Origin of the sequence: Sorangium sp. KYC3313, assembly GCF_052075895.1 — a bacterium.
GTDB classification, from domain to species: domain Bacteria; phylum Myxococcota_A; class Polyangia; order Polyangiales; family Polyangiaceae; genus Sorangium; species Sorangium cellulosum_B.
This window is the reverse complement of record NZ_CP197255.1, coordinates 27,677-45,567: the sequence shown is the minus strand read 5'-3', so window position 1 is coordinate 45,567 and position 17,891 is coordinate 27,677. Positions and strand designations below refer to the sequence as shown.

Here is a 17,891-nt window from a genome sequence, read left to right as displayed (position 1 = left end):
CGCCGTTTCGTGAGGAACGGAGCTGGCGGGGGGAACCACGGCGAGCGACGGCGGCGGATGGTGGGGAAGATGGCGGCGGTGGGTCGAGCGCGGTCGGGGCACCGTGGAGGGCCCGAGCCATCGGAGCTCCGCGTCGCGAGGCCGACCGACGGTGGGTGAGCGGACGAGGCCGGGCTGGAGAGACACCGCTACGCGCGACGACGGAAGGGCTGGGCACGGCGAGCGAGGGGTGTGGTAGAAGGGAGGCGACGGGCCCGCTGCGAGCGGTGGAGTGACGCGAAAATCCCGGGAGGCGCTCGCAACGCCGGTAGGTGTTTGAAATGACGATGGTTTTCGAGAGGGAGGGGGGCCTCCGGAGGGTCCCCGGCAGCCGGGGAAGGGGGGGCGAACGGGAACCTCTCGCAAACCGGCTTGCAAGTACGCGAAATCTCAGGCACGCCTGGGAGGCCTCTCTCCGCCGCTGAAAGGCGGCGGCCCCATTGAAGGCGCAAACCTGGGGCGGTGGTCCGCGGGCGCGCTTCCGGCTCTCCGCCGCTGAAAGGCGGCGGCCCCATTGAAGCAGGTGGGGTGCGTCAGCCTCCCGCCAAGGGGAGCCTCTCCGCCGCTGAAAGGCGGCGGCCCCATTGAAGCCTGGCGAGCTGCGTGACGACGGCATCGAACTCGCCCTCTCCGCCGCTGAAAGGCGGCGGCCCCATTGAATCCCGCCCGTCGCGTCGTGCCGCGCCTCGGGGCGCGCCTCTCTCCGCCGCTGAAAGGCGGCGGCCCCATTGAAGCTACGAAATCGTGCATCCGGACGCGACTCGCGCCGTCCTCTCCGCCGCTGAAAGGCGGCGGCCCCATTGAAGCCTGATGAGCGTGGCGGAGCCTGTTCGTGGAGCGCATGCTCTCCGCCGCTGAAAGGCGGCGGCCCCATTGAAGCGCGATGTCGGCGAGGACGGCGGATGGCTGGCGCTGCAACTCTCCGCCGCTGAAAGGCGGCGGCCCCATTGAAGCATGAGCTCGTAGTCCTTGTCCATGCAGGCGCGCTCGGCTCTCCGCCGCTGAAAGGCGGCGGCCCCATTGAAGCGACACCGTGTGGAAGTCCGCCGGCTTGGGGTCTCGCCCCTCTCCGCCGCTGAAAGGCGGCGGCCCCATTGAAGCGTCTCCCTCTTCTGCCCCTTCGGGTCGAACGGCTCAAGGCTCTCCGCCGCTGAAAGGCGGCGGCCCCATTGAAGCAAGTGCGCCGTCGCCGACACCTACGTGGACGGCGACATCTCTCCGCCGCTGAAAGGCGGCGGCCCCATTGAAGCTTGTAGGAGACGTTGACGAGCAGCCGCCCGCGCGACTCTCCGCCGCTGAAAGGCGGCGGCCCCATTGAAGCAACATGGGCGGGCGCGGGCGGGTCCAGTACGATTGGGCTCTCCGCCGCTGAAAGGCGGCGGCCCCATTGAAGCTCGTTCCAGCCCGCGGCGAAGGCGGAAACGGTGACCGCCGCTCTCCGCCGCTGAAAGGCGGCGGCCCCATTGAAGCCGGCTGTCGAAGGCAACGAGCTGATACCATCCCCCCCCTCTCCGCCGCTGAAAGGCGGCGGCCCCATTGAAGCTCGCGGAGCGCGTCGATCCCGTTGATCAGCGGCGTCCCTCTCCGCCGCTGAAAGGCGGCGGCCCCATTGAAGCTACATCGACACCTCCGATGCGGAGGGGACCGTCAAGCTCTCCGCCGCTGAAAGGCGGCGGCCCCATTGAAGCGCGTGCCGCAATCTCGGCTTCCCGTTCGACCGGCAGACTCTCCGCCGCTGAAAGGCGGCGGCCCCATTGAAGCTACCCGCGGACCCAGAAGGGCGTGAGCTCGGCGATCTCTCCGCCGCTGAAAGGCGGCGGCCCCATTGAAGCAGCAAGCGCACGCATGCGCCCGAACCCGAGCGCGTCCTCTCCGCCGCTGAAAGGCGGCGGCCCCATTGAAGCAGCTTTCGCGCGTGCCGTCCGTCGGGGAGTTTATCTCTCTCTCCGCCGCTGAAAGGCGGCGGCCCCATTGAAGCGGATCCACCTCGGGATCGCGTTGACGCCCGAGAAATCTCTCCGCCGCTGAAAGGCGGCGGCCCCATTGAAGCTGCAGCTCGACGAGGACGCCGACGACGCCGCCCACCTCTCCGCCGCTGAAAGGCGGCGGCCCCATTGAAGCATACACCATGGACCGCGGTTTATGTCCCGCCGGTCACTCTCCGCCGCTGAAAGGCGGCGGCCCCATTGAAGCCTAGCGAGCGCGCGCAATGGTCGAGCAAGTTCGCGACTCTCCGCCGCTGAAAGGCGGCGGCCCCATTGAAGCCAGCGCCAGGCGCACGCTCTCTTTCTGCAGGACAGCAGCCTCTCCGCCGCTGAAAGGCGGCAGCCCCATTGAAGCCGGGCCGTGGTCGTGGCTTTACATTCATCCACCAGGTTGCTCTCCGCCGCTGAAAGGCGGCAGCCTCATTGAAGCCCGACCGTGCACCCCGGGACGCGCAGCTCCGTCACCGCCTCTCCGCCGCTGAAAGGCGGCGGCCCCATTGAAGCATGGCCATGATCAAGACTTCTTGATCCGACCCGGCGGACCTCTCCGCCGCAGAAAGGCGGCGGCCCCATTGCAGCAACAGCAGGAACTCCAAGGAAGTCTCCGCAAAGGTGACCTCTCCGCCGCAGAAAGGCGGGTCGGCGCGTCCGGAAGGACTCGGAGGAAATAGATGCAACATCGATTAAAGGTGAGGCTAGTCGCTCTCGTTCTGTGCGGCGTATTCCTGCTCATGCTCAGCTCTGCATGCGACTTGAGCTACGAGTGCGAACCCGTGGAGCCGGGAGGCGCTGGTGCTGGGATACCGACAGGCTCAGCAGGGGCAGGGGATCATTTCAGAGATGGTGAACAAGGGGGAGAGGAGGACATCAACGCAGCATCGGAAGCGCTGATGGCGGGATGCACGTCGAAGGACTGCTACGACATGTTCGAGGACTGCGAAGACATCGGCGGAAGGTGCATCGTTGGATTCCCCGGATGTGACGTCCACGGCAGCAGCCCGTGCAAGTCTTGCCTTGCTGCCTGCCTCGACGACCGGCCGTATCCACCACAGTGCAATTGTAGACAATGCGGGTTTCGCTGATGAGCTACTCGCTTCAAGATGCCGTCTATGTCGCGATAGGCAGAATCGCCCAATCAGAGCTGAGAAAGGTCGTGTCCCCGGTCGTGGTCGAGGATGACTGCCTTCTTCTTGGCCCGTCGAGCGCAGATCCGAAGCGCCATCGCATCATGCGGACTCGGTACTGGGGGGTCCAGCCATCTGCGGAGCTGAACAAGAGTATTGCTCGCGACGATAGCAGGCCGATCTGCATAGCGCTGCCGCCGACGATTGACGGACTACTGAGCTTCTCCAGGATCTGCGCTTCCGGGGCTGCTCGAAGGCGACAAATGTATGCGGTGGCGCTTGAACCCGATGCCGTCGGCGCAATACCGCAGGGGCCTGATCCGTCGCCAAAAGTTTATGTCGATGTCGCTGACGCGCTGAGGCGAACGCCGCCCATGGCGCGGTGTTCAGAGCTTGAGATCGCGCTCTCGGGTACGCTGTGGAAACTGTGGTGTCGACGCTCGCCGGTCGCGATATCACGATTTTGCGCGACGGGTGACGCGCTGCACCCGCTGCTGGCCAATCTTGGACGCTATCATGCGGGATTCTTCCCGCGACGGACGGAGCGCGGCCTGTTGATGTCGCGCTTTGACGAGCTTCTGCTGCGCCAGCTGTCCAGCGATTGGATCAAGCCGGTTAAAGTGTTTTCCAGCGGAATGAGGGCGCAGTCCGGTCTACATGCCTGGCTCTCGCACGTCGGCGATCTCTACGTGTCGGAGCGACTGCTGTCCTGGTCTCGCCACACCCACGGACGGATTATCGAATGCGAGGAGCATCCGGAGAAGTCGTCCGAGTTGAGTCGATGGTCCTTCCGATGGCGTGCGGGAGGGGAGGCGATACTTGATGCGCTGCCAAGCTTGCAGGTCGCACCACCGGTTGCTATCGGAGGCGCCGTTGCATACGACCCAGAACACGCCTGGATATGTCGCTTTGATGTGCGGGGTACGCCTTACGTGACTCGGCTTGCTGCCGCTGACGGTTCCGCCGGTCGTGACTCGACAGGCTGAACGCTCGCCACGACAATGCGGGTCGTGGCGACGCTCACGTCAGGTGGCAGCCGACATCTTCGCCGCTCTCTTTCTCCTGGCGCGTGGCTTCTCGGGTGAGCTCGTGACTGCGGTCGGCGTCGCTGCCGCTTCACACCCTCGCGCTTTCGTCGGCCCGCATCAGGTAGGTGAGCTCGAATGCGTCCGTTGGGAGAGCGAAGCTGCAGCTCTCGATGCCGGGCACCGGATGGGCGACCGTCGTCGGGCCGTGAGATTGCCATAGGCTGCCCGATCGTCGATTCCGACTGCCGTCGTTTCAGTTGACAACGCCGTAGCCTTCGGCGTTACCATCCTCCGGCATGAAGCCGATCACATCCTGGCCGGTCGTGGCCGGGCTCGTCGTCATCGCTATCGCTCTCGGCTGCAGCGGCGGTAGCGCGGGCGCCGGCGGAGCGGGCGAAGCGGGCCCCGGCGGCGGCGCAGGCGGAACGAGCGACGGTGGCGGCACGGACGGCGCTGTCGCGGGCACCGGCGGAACGACCTCTGCGGCCGGCACCGGTGGATCGCTCGCGGGAACGGGCGGTGGCGGGGATGGCGGCGGCGCGGCGGCCGGCGGCAGCGGCGGCGACTCGGGCGCGCAGGGGGGCGCCGGCGGCGGCGCGGGCTCGACCTATCGGCCCTGCCCGACCGACGGTACGGCGTGCAAGATCATGCCGTTCGGCGACTCTATCACCGACGGATACAACGGGGACACGCCGGGCGGTTATCGCGTCGAGCTGTTCCGGCTCGCGCACGCAGCGGGCAAGAACATCACGTTCGTCGGTTCGGGATCGAACGGACCGAACACCGTTGGCGGCGTGGCGTTCCCGCACAACCACGAGGGCCACAGCGGCTGGACGATCGCCCCCGCCGGCGGAAGGAGCGGCATCTCGACGCTGGTGTCGACCGTCATGCCGCAATACAAGCCCGACATCGTGCTCTTGATGATTGGAACCAACGACGCGATCGACAATCACGACATGCCCAACGCCCCCGAACGTCTGGGCGCGTTGATTGACAGCATCTACGCGCAGCTCCCCGATGTCCTCATCGTGGTGGCCGCGCCCGTCCCGTCGCGCGGCGACGCGAGCAAGGGCGACGACACCGCGCTCAGCGCGCGCATCAAGACCTACGGCGACGCCATTCCGGCGGTGGTGAAGGCCCGCGCGGACGCAGGCCGACACATCATCTCCGTCGACATGTACACGCCCTTCAATCCGAACAAGACCATGTTACTCGAAGATCAGTGGCACCCCAACCTCCAGGGCTACGTGCTGCTGGGCGGGCAGTGGTACGCGGCGTTGCAGCCTCTGCTCTGACGGCGCGGTCGCTCAAGGGAGGCGCGCGGAGCCTGACGCCCGGCGCGGCATGTGCATGCTCGACCAGGGGGTAGGTAATAACGGATGAATTTCGTCGAGCCCCGGCGCACCCGACGTCCTGCAGCCCGACGCGGCAACGGGCGCAGGAGCTTACGGGATGCGAACGCTTCCATCGTATCGAGGCCCGCGGGACAGCGGGCCTGGCAGCAGGAGCAGCCTTGGCATCCGGGGCGCGGCGGCCGGGGCCGGGGGCTTGCCCCTGCCCGTGTGGCCAGCGGCGATCGCCCTCTTCACCGCGGCGCTGGCCGGCTGCGCGCAGGGCGACGACGTGGGAAGGGGGCCGGCTGGCCTCTGGCGCGATCCGCCCCTCCTCGAACCGGCCGGCGAGGATCCGCCCGCCGACGCCGTGACCTCCACGATGCCCGAGCCCCGGGTCGACCACGACGCCGTCGTGCTCCACAGCGGCAAGGTCCTCGTCCTCGGGGGCGCGACGCGGATCCTCGTGGAGCCCGAGCCTCTCAGGTTGTTCGAGGACACGCTCCTGACCAGTACGGCGCTGTACGATCCGGCGACAGAGACATGGGCTCCGGCCGCGCCGAGGGCGATCACCGGTTCCGTGCCGACCTCCCCCGTCATGGTTCTCCAGGACGGCCGTGTGCTCGTCGCGTCGGGGGTCTCGTTCGAGCTCTACGATCCCGCGCTCGATGTGTGGACCTCCACGGCCCGGATGCCCACCGCTCGCGCCGCTTCGACATGCGGCACAGCCATGCTGGCCGACGGCCGTGTGCTCGTCGCCGGCGGGAAGGTCCTGCAGGGACCCTCTCCGAGCCGCGGGGTCGCCGAGATCTACGATCCTGCCACCGACACATGGTCGGCGACCACGCCCATGCTGGCCGCGATGGATGCGGTTCGCGGCGCGATCTCGCTGAAGGACGGCAGGGTCCTCGTCAGCGATGGTCTCTCCCGCTCCGAGCTGTTCGATCCGGTCTCGGCGACATGGACCCTGGGGCCGACTCTCCGCTTCAAAGACATCGTGTCGCTGTCGGACGGCAAGGTGCTCATGATCCTGCGCCACGATGGCCCCGACGCCTTCTCCAGCGTCTATGACCCGGTCACGGACACCCAGACCGTGATGCCGCCGTTCGCCTTGCCGGCAGCGAGCGGGATCGTGTCGCCGGCGCTCAGGGCGCTGCGGGACGGCCGCGCGTTGTTCACGGGCGGCTACACGCCCGAGACCAGCTCCGAGGCGTGTATCGGTACCTCTCATCCGTGGGACTGCCCTGTTTACTACAAGTTCTCTGGCGCCGTGTGGATGTTCGATCCGGTCGCCCAGCGCTGGAGCCCGGCCGCGCCGATGAGGCTCCCCCGGGCTGGCCACACGGCCACGCAGCTCCTCGACGGCGCGGTGTTGATCGCCGGCGGCGACGTCGTCGACATCGTCGTCATCCCCGGGCTCGTCTCGACGACCAACGCGGAGCTCTACGTGCTTTCCACGTCTCCGCTCGGCGCGCCGTGCGACGATGGCGCCTCCTGCGACAGCGGCTTCTGCGTGGATGGGGTCTGCTGCGATGCCGCCTGCGACGCCGGCCCTTGCGATGCTTGCGTGGTGGTCGCCGGCGCCTCCGAGGACGGTCGCTGTGTGTCGCTCACGGGCACCGCGTGTGACGATGGGGATGCGTGCACCGATGGCGACATTTGCCAGGCGGGCGCGTGCGCAGCAGGCGCCGTCGACATTTGCGGCAGCGGAGGCGAAGGAGGCAGCGGTGGCGCCGGCGGCAGCGGCGTTGGTGAAGGAGGCAGCGCCGGCGCCGGTGGCAGCGGCGCTGGTGAAGGAGGCAGCGCCGGCGCCGGTGGCCGTGGCACCGGTGGAAGCGCCGGCGAAGGTGGCAGCAGCAGCGCCGGCGCTGGCAGCACCTCGCAGTCGTCCGGCGGCGATCCAGAGCCAAGCTCAGGCGGCGATGGCGACCACACTGGAGGCGGCGGCGCTGGCGCCGGCGCTACGGACGGCGGCGGCGACACGTCGATGAGCTGCCGAGTCGCGAGCCCTGGCCAGGCTCCCCCGCGGTGGCTGGGAGCGCTCTCACTCCTTGGCGTGCTGGGGCTGCGCCGGCGGCGATCCGGAGGCAGGTGATGGGATGACTCAGGAGATGCGATGGGCCCGGAGGGCACCTCGACATCGCGGCCGCTGGACCGACCGCGATGCTCTCCTGTGGCTCGGCCTCCCCGTGGAGCTGCAATCGGGTTGAAACCGCATGCAAACAGCAAGAAGATGAACCGCCAAAACGCCAAGGACGCCAAGAAAACAGGGAAATGAGAGGAGAAATCGCCGGGACGGCACTTTCTCTCTCTCTCTCTCTCCTTGGCGGTCTTGGCGCCATGGCGGTTTTTCTGCCGATCCGGGGCAACTTCCCGCAGTAGGCAGTGCTAAGGTGCAGTGCCGAACCGAGCGAAAGCGAAGCGCTGACGAGGCGCACGTACCGCGGGGTGAGCCGGCCAACGGCGGCGAAGCCCGATTGTCCGTCGGGCGGCGTGCGTAGAGGCGACGGGCTCGGCTCGGACAGGTCAGCGCGGCTGCAGGTCACCTCGCCCAGAGGACCGCGAGATCGAGCTCGACGGCGTGGAAGGGCTCGGCGCGGACGCGGGCGGCGTCGCGGTGGACGACGGCGGGCCCCCAGCCGCGATCCGCGCCGAGCACGTAGACCTCCAGCGTCCGGGCGATCGGGTCGACCAGCCACGCGTGCCGCACGCCCTCGCGTGCGTAGATTGGCATCTTGTCGTCGCGGTCGACGCGCTCCGTCGAAGGGGAAAGCACCTCGCAGATCCAGTCCGGGGCGAGCGCGAAGTACGCCGTGTCGGGCATCTCGGGCATGCGTTCGCGGCGCCAGCCGGCGAGATCGGGCACGAGCGCGTCGAGCTCGCCCGGCGCGTCCGGGTCGGGGAAGCGCAGCTCGGGCTCGTCGATGATGTGCCAGCCGCCGGGCCCTCCGTCGCCCAGGTCGAACGGTCCGCCCAGCTTGATGCCCAGCCTGGACGACGCCCGTGCATGTCGCGGTGCCGGCCGGGGGAAGACGTGCAGGGTGCCGCGGACGAGCTCTGCCACCTGGTGCGCCGGCACGGCTTCGAGGTCGGCGTACGTGGCGCGGCGCTGCTTCTCGGCGGCTTGGCCCATAGGGGCCAAGTCTGCCCGGGGGCGCACAGCGGGGCAAGGCGGTGAGGCGCAGGGTCGGGTCGGCGAGTCGGCCGGCTCGCTCATCGCGCCGCGAGGTCTCCTGCAAGGCGCGGCGCGACCTCGTAGGTCGTCTCGTATTGCGCGGCGAGGCCGGTCACCGTGATGTCCTGATCGACCGCGAGCGACGCGGTGTCGATGACGGGTTGCCCGTCCACGAGATGCACGAAGACCTGGATCTCACCCGAGCCGTCGTCGATGTACACCTTGAAGCCGTAGGGCTGGTCGTCCTCCACGGCCTTGGTCACGCTGCCGCTGACGCGCACCAGCAGGCCCTCGACGGGCTCTCCGACGTCGCCGGTCATCACGTCCTTCGGTTCCACGGAGCCCGTCCCGTCGAGCTCCGTGACGGAGGCCGCCTCGGCGTTGAGCACCGTCTGCTGGGCCGTCTGCCCGAGCTTCCCCGTGACGCGCACCCGGGTACCGAGGTCGAGATCGAGCGCGTCGGGCAGGCTCACGTAGATGCCTCCGGTGTCGTCCTGCAGGGCGAAGCCCTGCTCGCCGGTCGCCGAATTGAATGTGCCGGGCGCGACGGTCACGACACCGTCGACCGTCGCCGTGGAGCCTTCGGCCAGGCCGCGGGCTTCGGAGATGGCGACCGCGACCTCCTCGTCCGGAGCAGGCGACTCTTCGTCAGAGCCGCAGGCCGTCGTCGCGAGGACGCAGGTGGCGAGCGCGATCGAGACGATGCTGCGAGTCGAAACGGTCTTGCGCATTCCCGTCTCTAGCCGTGCTGCCCCCCGCGGACAAGGCATGGCCCCGGCGCGCTGGATGTCGCCCCTTGGCACCCGCCCCCGCGTCGATTCTGTGACGATCCCAAGAATCCCCCGCAATTCTAAGTATGAGCCCTCTCTCTCCCCTCCCGCCTCCTCCCGCCGACCTGGTCCAGCACAGCACCTGGACGTCCATGCACGCGACCGCCGTTCACGTCCTCCCGGGGATGCTCCGCTACCTCGGCGTCGACGAGGACGACATCGACGACCTGTCCCAGGAGGTCCTCCTGGGCGCCTACACAAGCCTCCCCCGGTACAACCCCGCCTATCCCGCCGCAGCGGGCGGCTCTGCCCCACCGCCGCCGGCCGCCTCGCGGCGTCTCCAGGACTTCGTGCCCGCCGTGCCAGCTGCCGCCGCGGACACCGCCCAGGAGCAGCAGGAGCAGGACGACCCCGCGTCGCTCCCTCCACCGGCGCCGCGCAATCCTCCTCGGCCATCGCGCCCGCACGGCCTCGGCCCGCGCTGGCGAGCCGAGTCCAGCTGGCTCTTCGGGATCGCCTGGCGAAAGGTCCGGCGCCATCTGGAGCGCACCTACCGGCGGCTCGAGGTGCCGGTGGGCCTCGCGGACGAGGCGTGCTTCGAGGGCACCGACGCCGCGCCGACCAGCGAGCAGCGCATCGCCACGAAACAGCGAATCGCGATCGCGACCCGCCTGCTGGCGACGATCGCGCCCGAACGGCGCGCCATCCTGATCATGGCCGATGGGGTCGAGATCCCGGTGCGCGAGATCGCGCGCTCCCTCGAGCTCAACGAGAACACCGCTGCAAGTCGGCTGCGCCTCGCGCGCGAAGACTACCGCGCCGCCGTGAAGCGCCTGCGCCCCGAGGAGCAGCGCGCGCTCCGGTCCGGCCTGCTCATGGTCCCGTTCTTCTCCCTCACCTCCTCGCGCTCCGCCGTCGCGCCGCCGGCCGTCGACTCCGGTGCTTCCGCCATCGTCGAGACGAACGCGCCCGCGACCCGTTCGGAGCTCCCGAGCGATCTCGGACCCCAGGGCCTCGCAGATCGACCCGGGCGCGCCGCTCGCGTCGCGCACCCGCTCGCCCGGTTCATCCACCCGGCGCTCGCCCGACTCATCCGCGCGGCGCTGGCGTTGGCGACGGCAGGCGCCGGCGGCGCCGCGCTGTTCGCCGCGCTCGCGCCGGCGCCGGCCCTCTGGGCCCACCGCCTGGGCCCGATCGCGACACCGCTCCTCCTCTCGCGTGCCGTCCACCCCGATACGCGACCGGAGACCGGTCCCGGGGGGCGGTCGCGCTCCGATGCGCCGCTAACCGACGCGATCTCGGACAAGGATGCTTCACCCCCTCGTGCGCCCACGGCCGCGCCGGCAAGTGCCTTCCGCCAGCGCAAGCGCACCGCGCTGGAGCAGCACGCTCCCTCCGCCCAGGATCGAGAGCCGCTCGCCGACGAGCTGCAGCTGCTCGACGCCGCCAGGCAGGCGCTGCTGCAAGGAGACAGGGCGACCGCGCTGGAGCGCATCGCCGCCCACGAGCGACGGTTCCCCGAGGGGCAGCTCAAGCTGATGCGCGAGCGGCTGCGAATGAAGGCGGCGGCGGCGCAGGCGACGCAGGCCGGCGGCGCGGCGGGGCAGAAGCTTCCGTGACCGCGCGGAGGAGGCACGTGCGCCGGACATCGCACGCCGAGAGCGCGCGCATGAAGCGGGCGGCCCGCGCGGCGCTCGCCTCGATGGCCGCGGCCGCGATCTCGGCCGTCGGGGTCGCGCCGGTCCGGGCCGAGCCCACGCCGCTCCGGGTGCGGATCGAGCTCATCCGCGGGCCAGGCGCCGAGGATTGCCCGGACGAGCCGTTCCTGCGCGCGGAGACGGCCCGGGCGATGGGCGGGGTCGACCCCTATGATGCGGAGGCTCCGTTCACGATGACGGCGTCCATCGAGCGCCGGCACGGCAAGCTCGCCGCATCGCTGTTCCTCCGCGATGGCGACGGCCACGGACGCTGGGCCGACGGGTTCAGCGCGCGCGACGACTGCAAGGTGCTCGTCACCGCCATGGCCGTGTCCATCGCCTTGCAGCTCGACGACGCCGCCGAGCTCCCCGCACCACCGGTTGCACCGGCGAAGCCCGCTTCGCCGCCCGCGCCGCCCGAGGAGCCCTGCTCGCCGGACCGGCCCTGCCCGCCGAAGCCGGCCCCTGCGCCGCCATCTCCGCCGCGTACGGCGTCGCCCCGGAGCCGCGCGTCGCCGGTTACGGGGGAGCGCTTCCGCTGGGTGGCCGGCCTGGGCGCTGTGACGGGCCTCGGGATGACGCCCGGTCTCGCCGCTGGGCCGGCGCTGTCGGTCGGGGCACGCTGGCCAGCGTGGTCGGTCGCGCTGGAGGTCCGTGCGCTCGCTTCGCTGCCGAAGACCATCGACAAGGTTCCCATGGCGGTGTCTCTTCTGACGACGAACGCTGCGCTATGCCATCATCGGCAGATTCTTTTCGCCTGCGGCCTCTCCGAGTTCGGGAGGCTTCGTGCTTCCCCCGACGTCCCGTTGGGTGGAGCGTCGCGGCTGAATCTTCGCGCTGGACTTGGTGCACGAATCGGCATCGACTGGCCCTTCTCCGAGAGCTTCTCGACGAGCGGATACACCGACGTCGTACAGACACTGATCGACACGGCGATCGATCGTCATCCAGGTGCTCCTGGATCTGAGCGCGCCCTGTGGAGCGCACCGAACGCCTCTGTGGCGTTCGGGCTAGGTGTACACGCGAGCTTTTGAGCGATCCGGTAACAAGACGAACGGAAACGGAAGCGGCGCCGTAAATACGTGAATAGCCAAGTGGTGATGAGAAAATGTTCGGATCCGTGAATGCGCTGGGGCTGATGGTGCAGCATCGTGAATGCGCCTCTTGCGCCGTAGACCCGCGGTCAGGTAGGTTCGCAGCGATGCGCAAGTTTTCCTTGGCTCTCTCAGGCCTGCTGTTGTGTCTTGGTTGTGAACAAGAGCCGATTGTGATCACGGGTCCCTGTCTGCCCGAAGAGATCGAGCACAATCTGTCCGGTTGCGGCGTATTGCGCGACGCCGGAGCGGACGGCGGCCAGGGCGGCGCCGGTGGCCAAGGCGCGGCCGGCGGCCAGGGCGGCGCCGGCGGTCAGGGTGGCGCCGGCGGCGACATGCACAGCTCGCTGTGCTCCGGCCAGTGCGCCCCGCCTGCGCCGCTCGGCTGGTTCGGCCCGGCGCTGCTCTGGTTCGGCCCGGCTAAGGCCGTCCCCGACTGCCCCGCCGACGCGCCCACGCTCGGCTACGAAGGCTTCGCCGATCTCCAGCAGCCGCCGATGGACTGCGCGGTCTGCGCGTGCGACCCGCCCGAGGCCTCGTGCGGGCTCCCCACCGGCTGGGCCGCATCGTCCGCCTCGTGCCCCGGCGACGAGCCGGGCACCGTGATGACCTCCTTCGCCGCGCCCGACGGCTGGGACGGCGCGTGCACCGCGGCGAACCCGATCCCCGAAGGTCAGCTCTGCGACGGCGAGCCCTGCGTGCAGTCGCTCACGATCGCGGCGCCCTCGGTCACGACCGGCGCATGCACGCCGCGCCTCGATGCCCCGCCGCCTGTCCCCAGGCTCGATCCGTGGGCGACGCGGACCAGGGCGTGCCTCGCCGGCGCGTACACCGCGTGCGAGGACGCGACGACGTGCGTGCCTGCGGCCCCGTCGGGCTTCCTGACGTGCGTCTACCACGAAGGCGACGACGCCGGCTGTCCGGAGGGGTACGCCGCCAGACACGTCTTCTTCGAGGACGTGATCGACGGCCGCGAGTGCACCCCCTGCGGCTGTGGCGATCCGACCGGCGCCTCGTGCACCCTCATGGCGTCCGTGTACCGCGACGCCGCCTGCACGGACCTGCTCGCGTCGAGCCTCGTCAGCTCCAGCGTCCCGTTCTGCGTCGTGACGCCTCCCGGCGTCGGCTTGGGGAGCAAGTCGGCCGTGATCGCGGATGTCGAGCCGGGCGCGTGCGCGCCGCACGGGGGCGAGCCGGTGGGCGAACTCGAGGCGAGCGCGCCATCGACCTTCTGCTGCACGGCCTGAGCGCGGCATTCCCGGAAGTCATTAAGGCACCTCGCTCCTCCGATCGGGGCAGGAAGAACTACCCTCCAAATTTCACCAGGGATCCGGATATCCCCGCTGCCTCGTGCGGCCCGGGAGTATCCTCACGCTCTCACGGCCGCTTCCGGCCGTCGCTCGTCCCCTTCGCCTCGTGCCGCCACCGCCCCTCCGCACGTTTCGCTCCGGGCTCTTCCGCACGATCGCCCTTGCCGCTCGCGCGAGCCCCTTCGCCCTCGCGGCCATGGTCCTCGCCGGCGTCCTCGCGGGCATCGCTCCGACCGGTATGGCCTGGTACGCCCGCCGGGTCCTCGACGGCGTCGCCCACGGCGATCGAAACGCGGTGATCACGGGCATCGTGGCGGAGGCGGGGCTCCTGCTCCTCACCTACGTCGCCGGGGGCCTCAACCAGTTCGCGACCGCGCGCCTCCGCCTCACGCTCGGCTTTCTGCTCCAGCGGTCGATCCTCGAGAAGGCGATCGCGGTCCCTTACGCCTGCTTCGAGGACCCCGGCTTTTACGACGCGCTCTCGCGGGCGCGGCGCGAGGCGGTCGGGCGTCCGGTGGCGCTCCTCGCCGGGCTCTTCGCCGTGGCTCAGGCCCTCGCGGTGCTCGGCGGCTCCGCGGCGCTCCTCTTCCGCTTCTCGCCGCTCTGCGCGCTCGCGATCCTCCTCGCCGCGCTCCCGAGCTTCCTCACGGAGACCCGCTTCGCGACCGCGCTCTTTCGCCTCCAGAACCGGCGCGCCACCGAGGCCCGCGAACAGGCCTACCTGGAGCAGGTGCTCACACGCGACGACCACGCAAAGGAGGTGCGCCTCTTCGGAACGGGGCCCGCCTTCCTCGAGCGCGCGCGGCGCGTCTTCACGCTCGTCTTCGAGGAGGATCAGGCGCTCGCGCGACGGCGGCTGCTCGTCGGTCTGGTCGCGGACCTCGTCGCCCTCGCCCTCTTCTACACGGTCTATGTCTACGTCGCGCTCCGGGCCCTCTCCGGGGCGCTCACCGTCGGCGACCTCGGCCTCGCGCTCGTCACCTTCCGGCAGGGGGACGGCGCCCTCAAGCAGGCCCTCGGCGGCGTGCGCGGGCTCTACATGGACCAGCAGTACCTCGCCAATCTCTACGACTTTCTCGACCTCCCGGTCCCCGCTCCGCGGCAGCTCGCTCCCGTGGCCCGCGCGCAGGACGAACAGGGGCTGCGCTTCGAGAACGTCGGCTTCACCTACCCGGGGGCCGCTCGCCCCGCCCTCGTCGGCGTCGACTTCTTCCTCGCTCCCGGCCAGAAGCTCGCCGTCGTCGGCGAGAACGGCTCCGGCAAATCGACCCTCCTCAAGCTCGTGGCCGGTCTCTACGAGCCGACCGAGGGGCGCATTCTCCTCGACGGGCGAGACCTGCGCGCCTGGGACGGGGAGGCCCTCCGCGCGCGCCTCGCCGTCGTGTTCCAGGACTTCGTCCGCTACCAGCTCACGGTCCGCGAGAACGTGGCCCCACGCGCCGCCGAGGACGCCGTGCCCGACGACGCGATCGCGCGCGCGCTCGCCCGCAGCGATGCCTCGCCGGCCGTCGGCCGGCTCCCGCGCGGCCTCGAGCAGCGGCTCGGCAAGTTGTTTTCCGGCGGCGTCGAGCTCTCCGGCGGAGAGTGGCAGAAGCTCGCCCTCGCGCGCGCCTTCCTCCGCGAAGGCGCCGACCTGCTCCTCCTGGACGAGCCGACCGCGGCCATCGATCCCGCCGCCGAGGCGGCCCTCTTCGAGCGGGTGCGGGCGGAGACCGCAGGCCGCATGGCCATCCTCGTCTCCCACCGCTTCTCCACGGTCCGCCTCGCCGACGAGATCCTCGTGATGGATGGCGGGCGCATCGCCGAGCGCGGTGACCACGATACGCTCCTCGCGGCGGGCGGGCGCTACGCGGCCCTCTTTCGCCTGCAGGCGGCCGGCTATCGGTAACTTGAGTGGAACCTGGGAAGTGCGAGGTGCGAGGTGCGAGGTGTAAGCGAACGATGCCCGGTTATGCGTGACGCGTGGTGCGTGGTGCGTGGTGCGTGAACACAGGAGAGAAACCGCGACCCCACGCGAACCTGCGAGAGCGCGGAACCGAAAAAAAGAGTCTTGCGATGAGCTCCCTTCCGGGCATACGTTGATAGACTCGACCCAGCCACGATTTTTCGTGGGCTGAAGGTCCGAGCCGAAGGAGATTCAGCTTGTCCCACCCCAACGACAACGACGACGCGACTCCGCTCTTCGCCCACCTCCTCGTCGATGACGAGCAGCCGACTCCGACAGCGGAAGGCGGCGGCGCCCCGACGTATCACTGTCTCGACAGCCCGTGCACGAAGAAGTACCCGTCGGACGCGGACGACTGTTATTCGTACAAGCCCTACTGCGACTATTCCTGAGCGCGCAGCGATCCCCGAGCACCGTGGTCGCACCGACAATCCTCCTGCTCTCCCACGCGCGTGAGCCCTTCGTGACCGAGCGCGTCGCCGAGGAGCTCCGCCGCCGCGGCGCGCTCCCCGTTCGCCTCGATACCGACAGGCTCTTTGACGACGGGCCCTTCGGGGCCTCGCTCGCCGGCGACGATCCAGGCACCGTGTGGGTCCGCGGCGAGCGCGTGCGGCCGGACGCGATCTGGCTCTGGCGGGCCTGGCCGCGCATCGACGCGCCGACGATGGCGGAGGCCCACCGCGCCGCCGTGAACCGCGAAGCACACGCGCTCTTCTTCGGGGCGGTATCGCTCCTCGAAGGGCGCTGGGTGGACGCGCCCGACCGCGTCCGCGCCGCGGAGAACAAGCTGCTTCAGCTCCGGTGCGCGCGCGCGGTCGGCCTCCGTATCCCGGATACGCGGTATACCTCGGACCCGGATGCGGTCCGCGCCCTCTTCGACGCCCACGAGGGGCGCGTCGTGTGCAAGCTGCACGCACCCCTCGAGGTCGGGATGCAGGCGCACCGCGCCTTTCCGACGCGCCGCTTCCGCCGCGAGGACCTCGCGCGCCTCGACGCGCTCCGCCGGGGGCCGATGATCTTCCAGGAGGCGATCCCGAAGGCCCTCGAGCTCCGCGTCGCCTGGGCGGGCGGAGCCGCGTGGACCGGCGCGCTCGACGGCAAGGAGACCGACGTCGACTGGCGCTTCTCGGCGGCGGGCGCCTGGAAGCCGCACGCGCTCGAGGCCGCGACCAGGGCGAAGCTCGCGGCGCTCATGAAGCGCCTCGGTCTCCGCCAGGGCTGTCTCGATCTGATCCTCACTCCGGACGGCGACACCGTCTTTCTCGAAGTCAACCCTACCGGCGAGTGGGGAATGCTCGAGGCGGAGCTCGGCCTGCCGATCGCCGCATCCCTCGCCGAAACGCTGCTCCGCGACGAGGACGAACCATGAAGGTCCTTCTCATGACCCATCGCGCCGACGCCCCGCGCTTCATCGAGCGCGTGGCCGACGAGACCCGAAGCCGCGGCGCCGAGCCGGTCGTCTTTTACGTGGAGGACTTCCCGACGAAGACGACAATCTCTTTCGCCCAGGGGCCGGACGGCGAACGCTTCCTTGTCGGCGGGCACGCGATCGGGGCGGGCGATGCGATCTGGGCGCGCCGCTACCATGGCCCGCTCGGGCTGCCAGAGGCCATGCACCCGGGCCATCGGCGGATGGTCCTCGCGGAAACGGAGCGGTTCCTGCACGGGGTGCTCGCCGCCTGCCCCGCCTTCAAGGTGGACCCGTACGCGCGCGTCCGCGGCGCCGACCACAAGCCGCTGCAGCAGCGTATCTTCCGGGAAGCGGGCATTCGTACGCCGCGCACGCTCGGCACGAACGATCCGGAGGCGGCCCGCGCCTTCCTCGCGAGCTGCCCGGACGGCGCCGTCGTCAAGATGCTGAGCCCGGAGCCGTTCCGGAAGGACGACGGAAAGCTCCAGGTGGTGATGACGAGCGAGGTGCGCCCGGAGACCCTCGAGAAGCTCGAGCAGCTCCGCCTTTGCCCCATGTACTTCCAGGAGAGGGTCCCGAAAGCCTACGAGCTCCGCGTGACCGTCTTCGGCACCAAGGTCTTCGCGGCGCGCCTCGACTCACCGACGTTTGCCGGGGCCGAGGTCGACTGGCGCACGAAGGGGCTCGAGACCATCGAGGCGTGGCGCCACCACGCGCTGCCGAGGCACGTCGAGGACGCCCTTCACCGCTACCAGGACGCGGTCGGCCTCCAGTACGGCGCCGCTGACTTCATCGTGACCCCGGCCGGCGAGCACGTGCTCCTCGAGGTCAACCCGGCCGGCGAGTTCTTCTGGCTCGAAGCGAACCCACCCCACCACCCGATGGTCGCCGCCCTCGTCGACGTCCTCGTGGGCGTGCCGGGGGCGCGTCGCAGCTTCCCGGATCTCCCGGCGCCGCCGGGCGCGTGATCCCTCGCCGCCCG

Annotated in this window: 12 protein-coding genes and 1 CRISPR repeat array; of the genes, 10 read left to right on the top strand and 2 right to left on the bottom strand. The window is 69.9% G+C overall.

Annotated elements, in window-relative coordinates; genetic code table 11:
- Nucleotides 1-450 precede the first annotated feature (450 nt).
- Nucleotides 451-2,603: a CRISPR direct-repeat array (repeat unit 36 nt; unit sequence CTCTCCGCCGCTGAAAGGCGGCGGCCCCATTGAAGC).
- Nucleotides 2,604-3,105: 502 nt separating this feature from the next.
- From ACSRUE_RS00175 to ACSRUE_RS00165, 3 genes are all read left to right on the top strand, one after another.
- Nucleotides 3,106-4,134 (top strand): hypothetical protein, encoded by a 1,029-nt coding sequence (locus ACSRUE_RS00175; protein ID WP_441289251.1) that lies wholly within the window; start codon nucleotides 3,106-3,108, stop codon nucleotides 4,132-4,134.
- Between the two features lie 365 nt (nucleotides 4,135-4,499).
- Nucleotides 4,500-5,471: an SGNH/GDSL hydrolase family protein gene (locus tag ACSRUE_RS00170; RefSeq protein WP_441289250.1), complete on the top strand. Its 972-nt coding sequence runs from the start codon at nucleotides 4,500-4,502 to the stop codon at nucleotides 5,469-5,471.
- 157 nt (nucleotides 5,472-5,628) lie between these two features.
- Entirely contained in the window at nucleotides 5,629-7,602 is a 1,974-nt protein-coding gene (locus ACSRUE_RS00165; protein WP_441289249.1) for a Kelch repeat-containing protein, read from the top strand.
- 447 nt (nucleotides 7,603-8,049) lie between these two features.
- On the opposite strand, the gene ACSRUE_RS00160 is transcribed toward ACSRUE_RS00165, so the two are convergent.
- Both ACSRUE_RS00160 and ACSRUE_RS00155 read right to left on the bottom strand, forming a co-directional pair.
- The gene (locus ACSRUE_RS00160) at nucleotides 8,050-8,640 is read right to left on the bottom strand and encodes a Uma2 family endonuclease (protein ID WP_441289248.1); all 591 of its coding nucleotides are present in this window, start codon (nucleotides 8,638-8,640) and stop codon (nucleotides 8,050-8,052) included.
- 80 nt (nucleotides 8,641-8,720) lie between these two features.
- Nucleotides 8,721-9,413: a DNA-binding protein gene (locus ACSRUE_RS00155; protein ID WP_441289247.1), complete on the bottom strand. Its 693-nt coding sequence runs from the start codon at nucleotides 9,411-9,413 to the stop codon at nucleotides 8,721-8,723.
- A gap of 125 nt (nucleotides 9,414-9,538) precedes the next feature.
- On the opposite strand from ACSRUE_RS00155, the gene ACSRUE_RS00150 reads away from it, so the two are divergent.
- From ACSRUE_RS00150 to ACSRUE_RS00120, 7 genes are all read left to right on the top strand, one after another.
- Entirely contained in the window at nucleotides 9,539-11,071 is a 1,533-nt protein-coding gene (locus tag ACSRUE_RS00150; RefSeq protein WP_441289246.1) for an RNA polymerase sigma factor, read from the top strand.
- A gap of 17 nt (nucleotides 11,072-11,088) precedes the next feature.
- The gene (locus tag ACSRUE_RS00145; protein ID WP_441289245.1) at nucleotides 11,089-12,183 is read left to right on the top strand and encodes a hypothetical protein; all 1,095 of its coding nucleotides are present in this window, start codon (nucleotides 11,089-11,091) and stop codon (nucleotides 12,181-12,183) included.
- A 233-nt stretch (nucleotides 12,184-12,416) separates the two neighbouring features.
- Nucleotides 12,417-13,490, top strand: coding sequence for a hypothetical protein (locus ACSRUE_RS00140; RefSeq protein ID WP_441289244.1), 1,074 nt, complete (start codon nucleotides 12,417-12,419; stop codon nucleotides 13,488-13,490).
- A gap of 169 nt (nucleotides 13,491-13,659) precedes the next feature.
- Nucleotides 13,660-15,441 carry an ABC transporter ATP-binding protein gene (locus tag ACSRUE_RS00135; RefSeq protein WP_441289243.1) on the top strand — a complete coding sequence of 594 codons (1,782 nt, stop codon included), beginning with the start codon at nucleotides 13,660-13,662 and terminating at the stop codon, nucleotides 15,439-15,441.
- A 254-nt stretch (nucleotides 15,442-15,695) separates the two neighbouring features.
- Nucleotides 15,696-15,890 (top strand): hypothetical protein, encoded by a 195-nt coding sequence (locus ACSRUE_RS00130; RefSeq protein WP_441289242.1) that lies wholly within the window; start codon nucleotides 15,696-15,698, stop codon nucleotides 15,888-15,890.
- 23 nt (nucleotides 15,891-15,913) lie between these two features.
- Nucleotides 15,914-16,867, top strand: coding sequence for an MvdC/MvdD family ATP grasp protein (locus ACSRUE_RS00125; protein ID WP_441289241.1), 954 nt, complete (start codon nucleotides 15,914-15,916; stop codon nucleotides 16,865-16,867).
- Nucleotides 16,864-17,877 carry an MvdC/MvdD family ATP grasp protein gene (locus ACSRUE_RS00120; RefSeq protein WP_441289240.1) on the top strand — a complete coding sequence of 338 codons (1,014 nt, stop codon included), beginning with the start codon at nucleotides 16,864-16,866 and terminating at the stop codon, nucleotides 17,875-17,877. The genes ACSRUE_RS00125 and ACSRUE_RS00120 overlap by 4 nt, the downstream gene beginning before the upstream one ends.
- Nucleotides 17,878-17,891 lie beyond the last annotated feature (14 nt).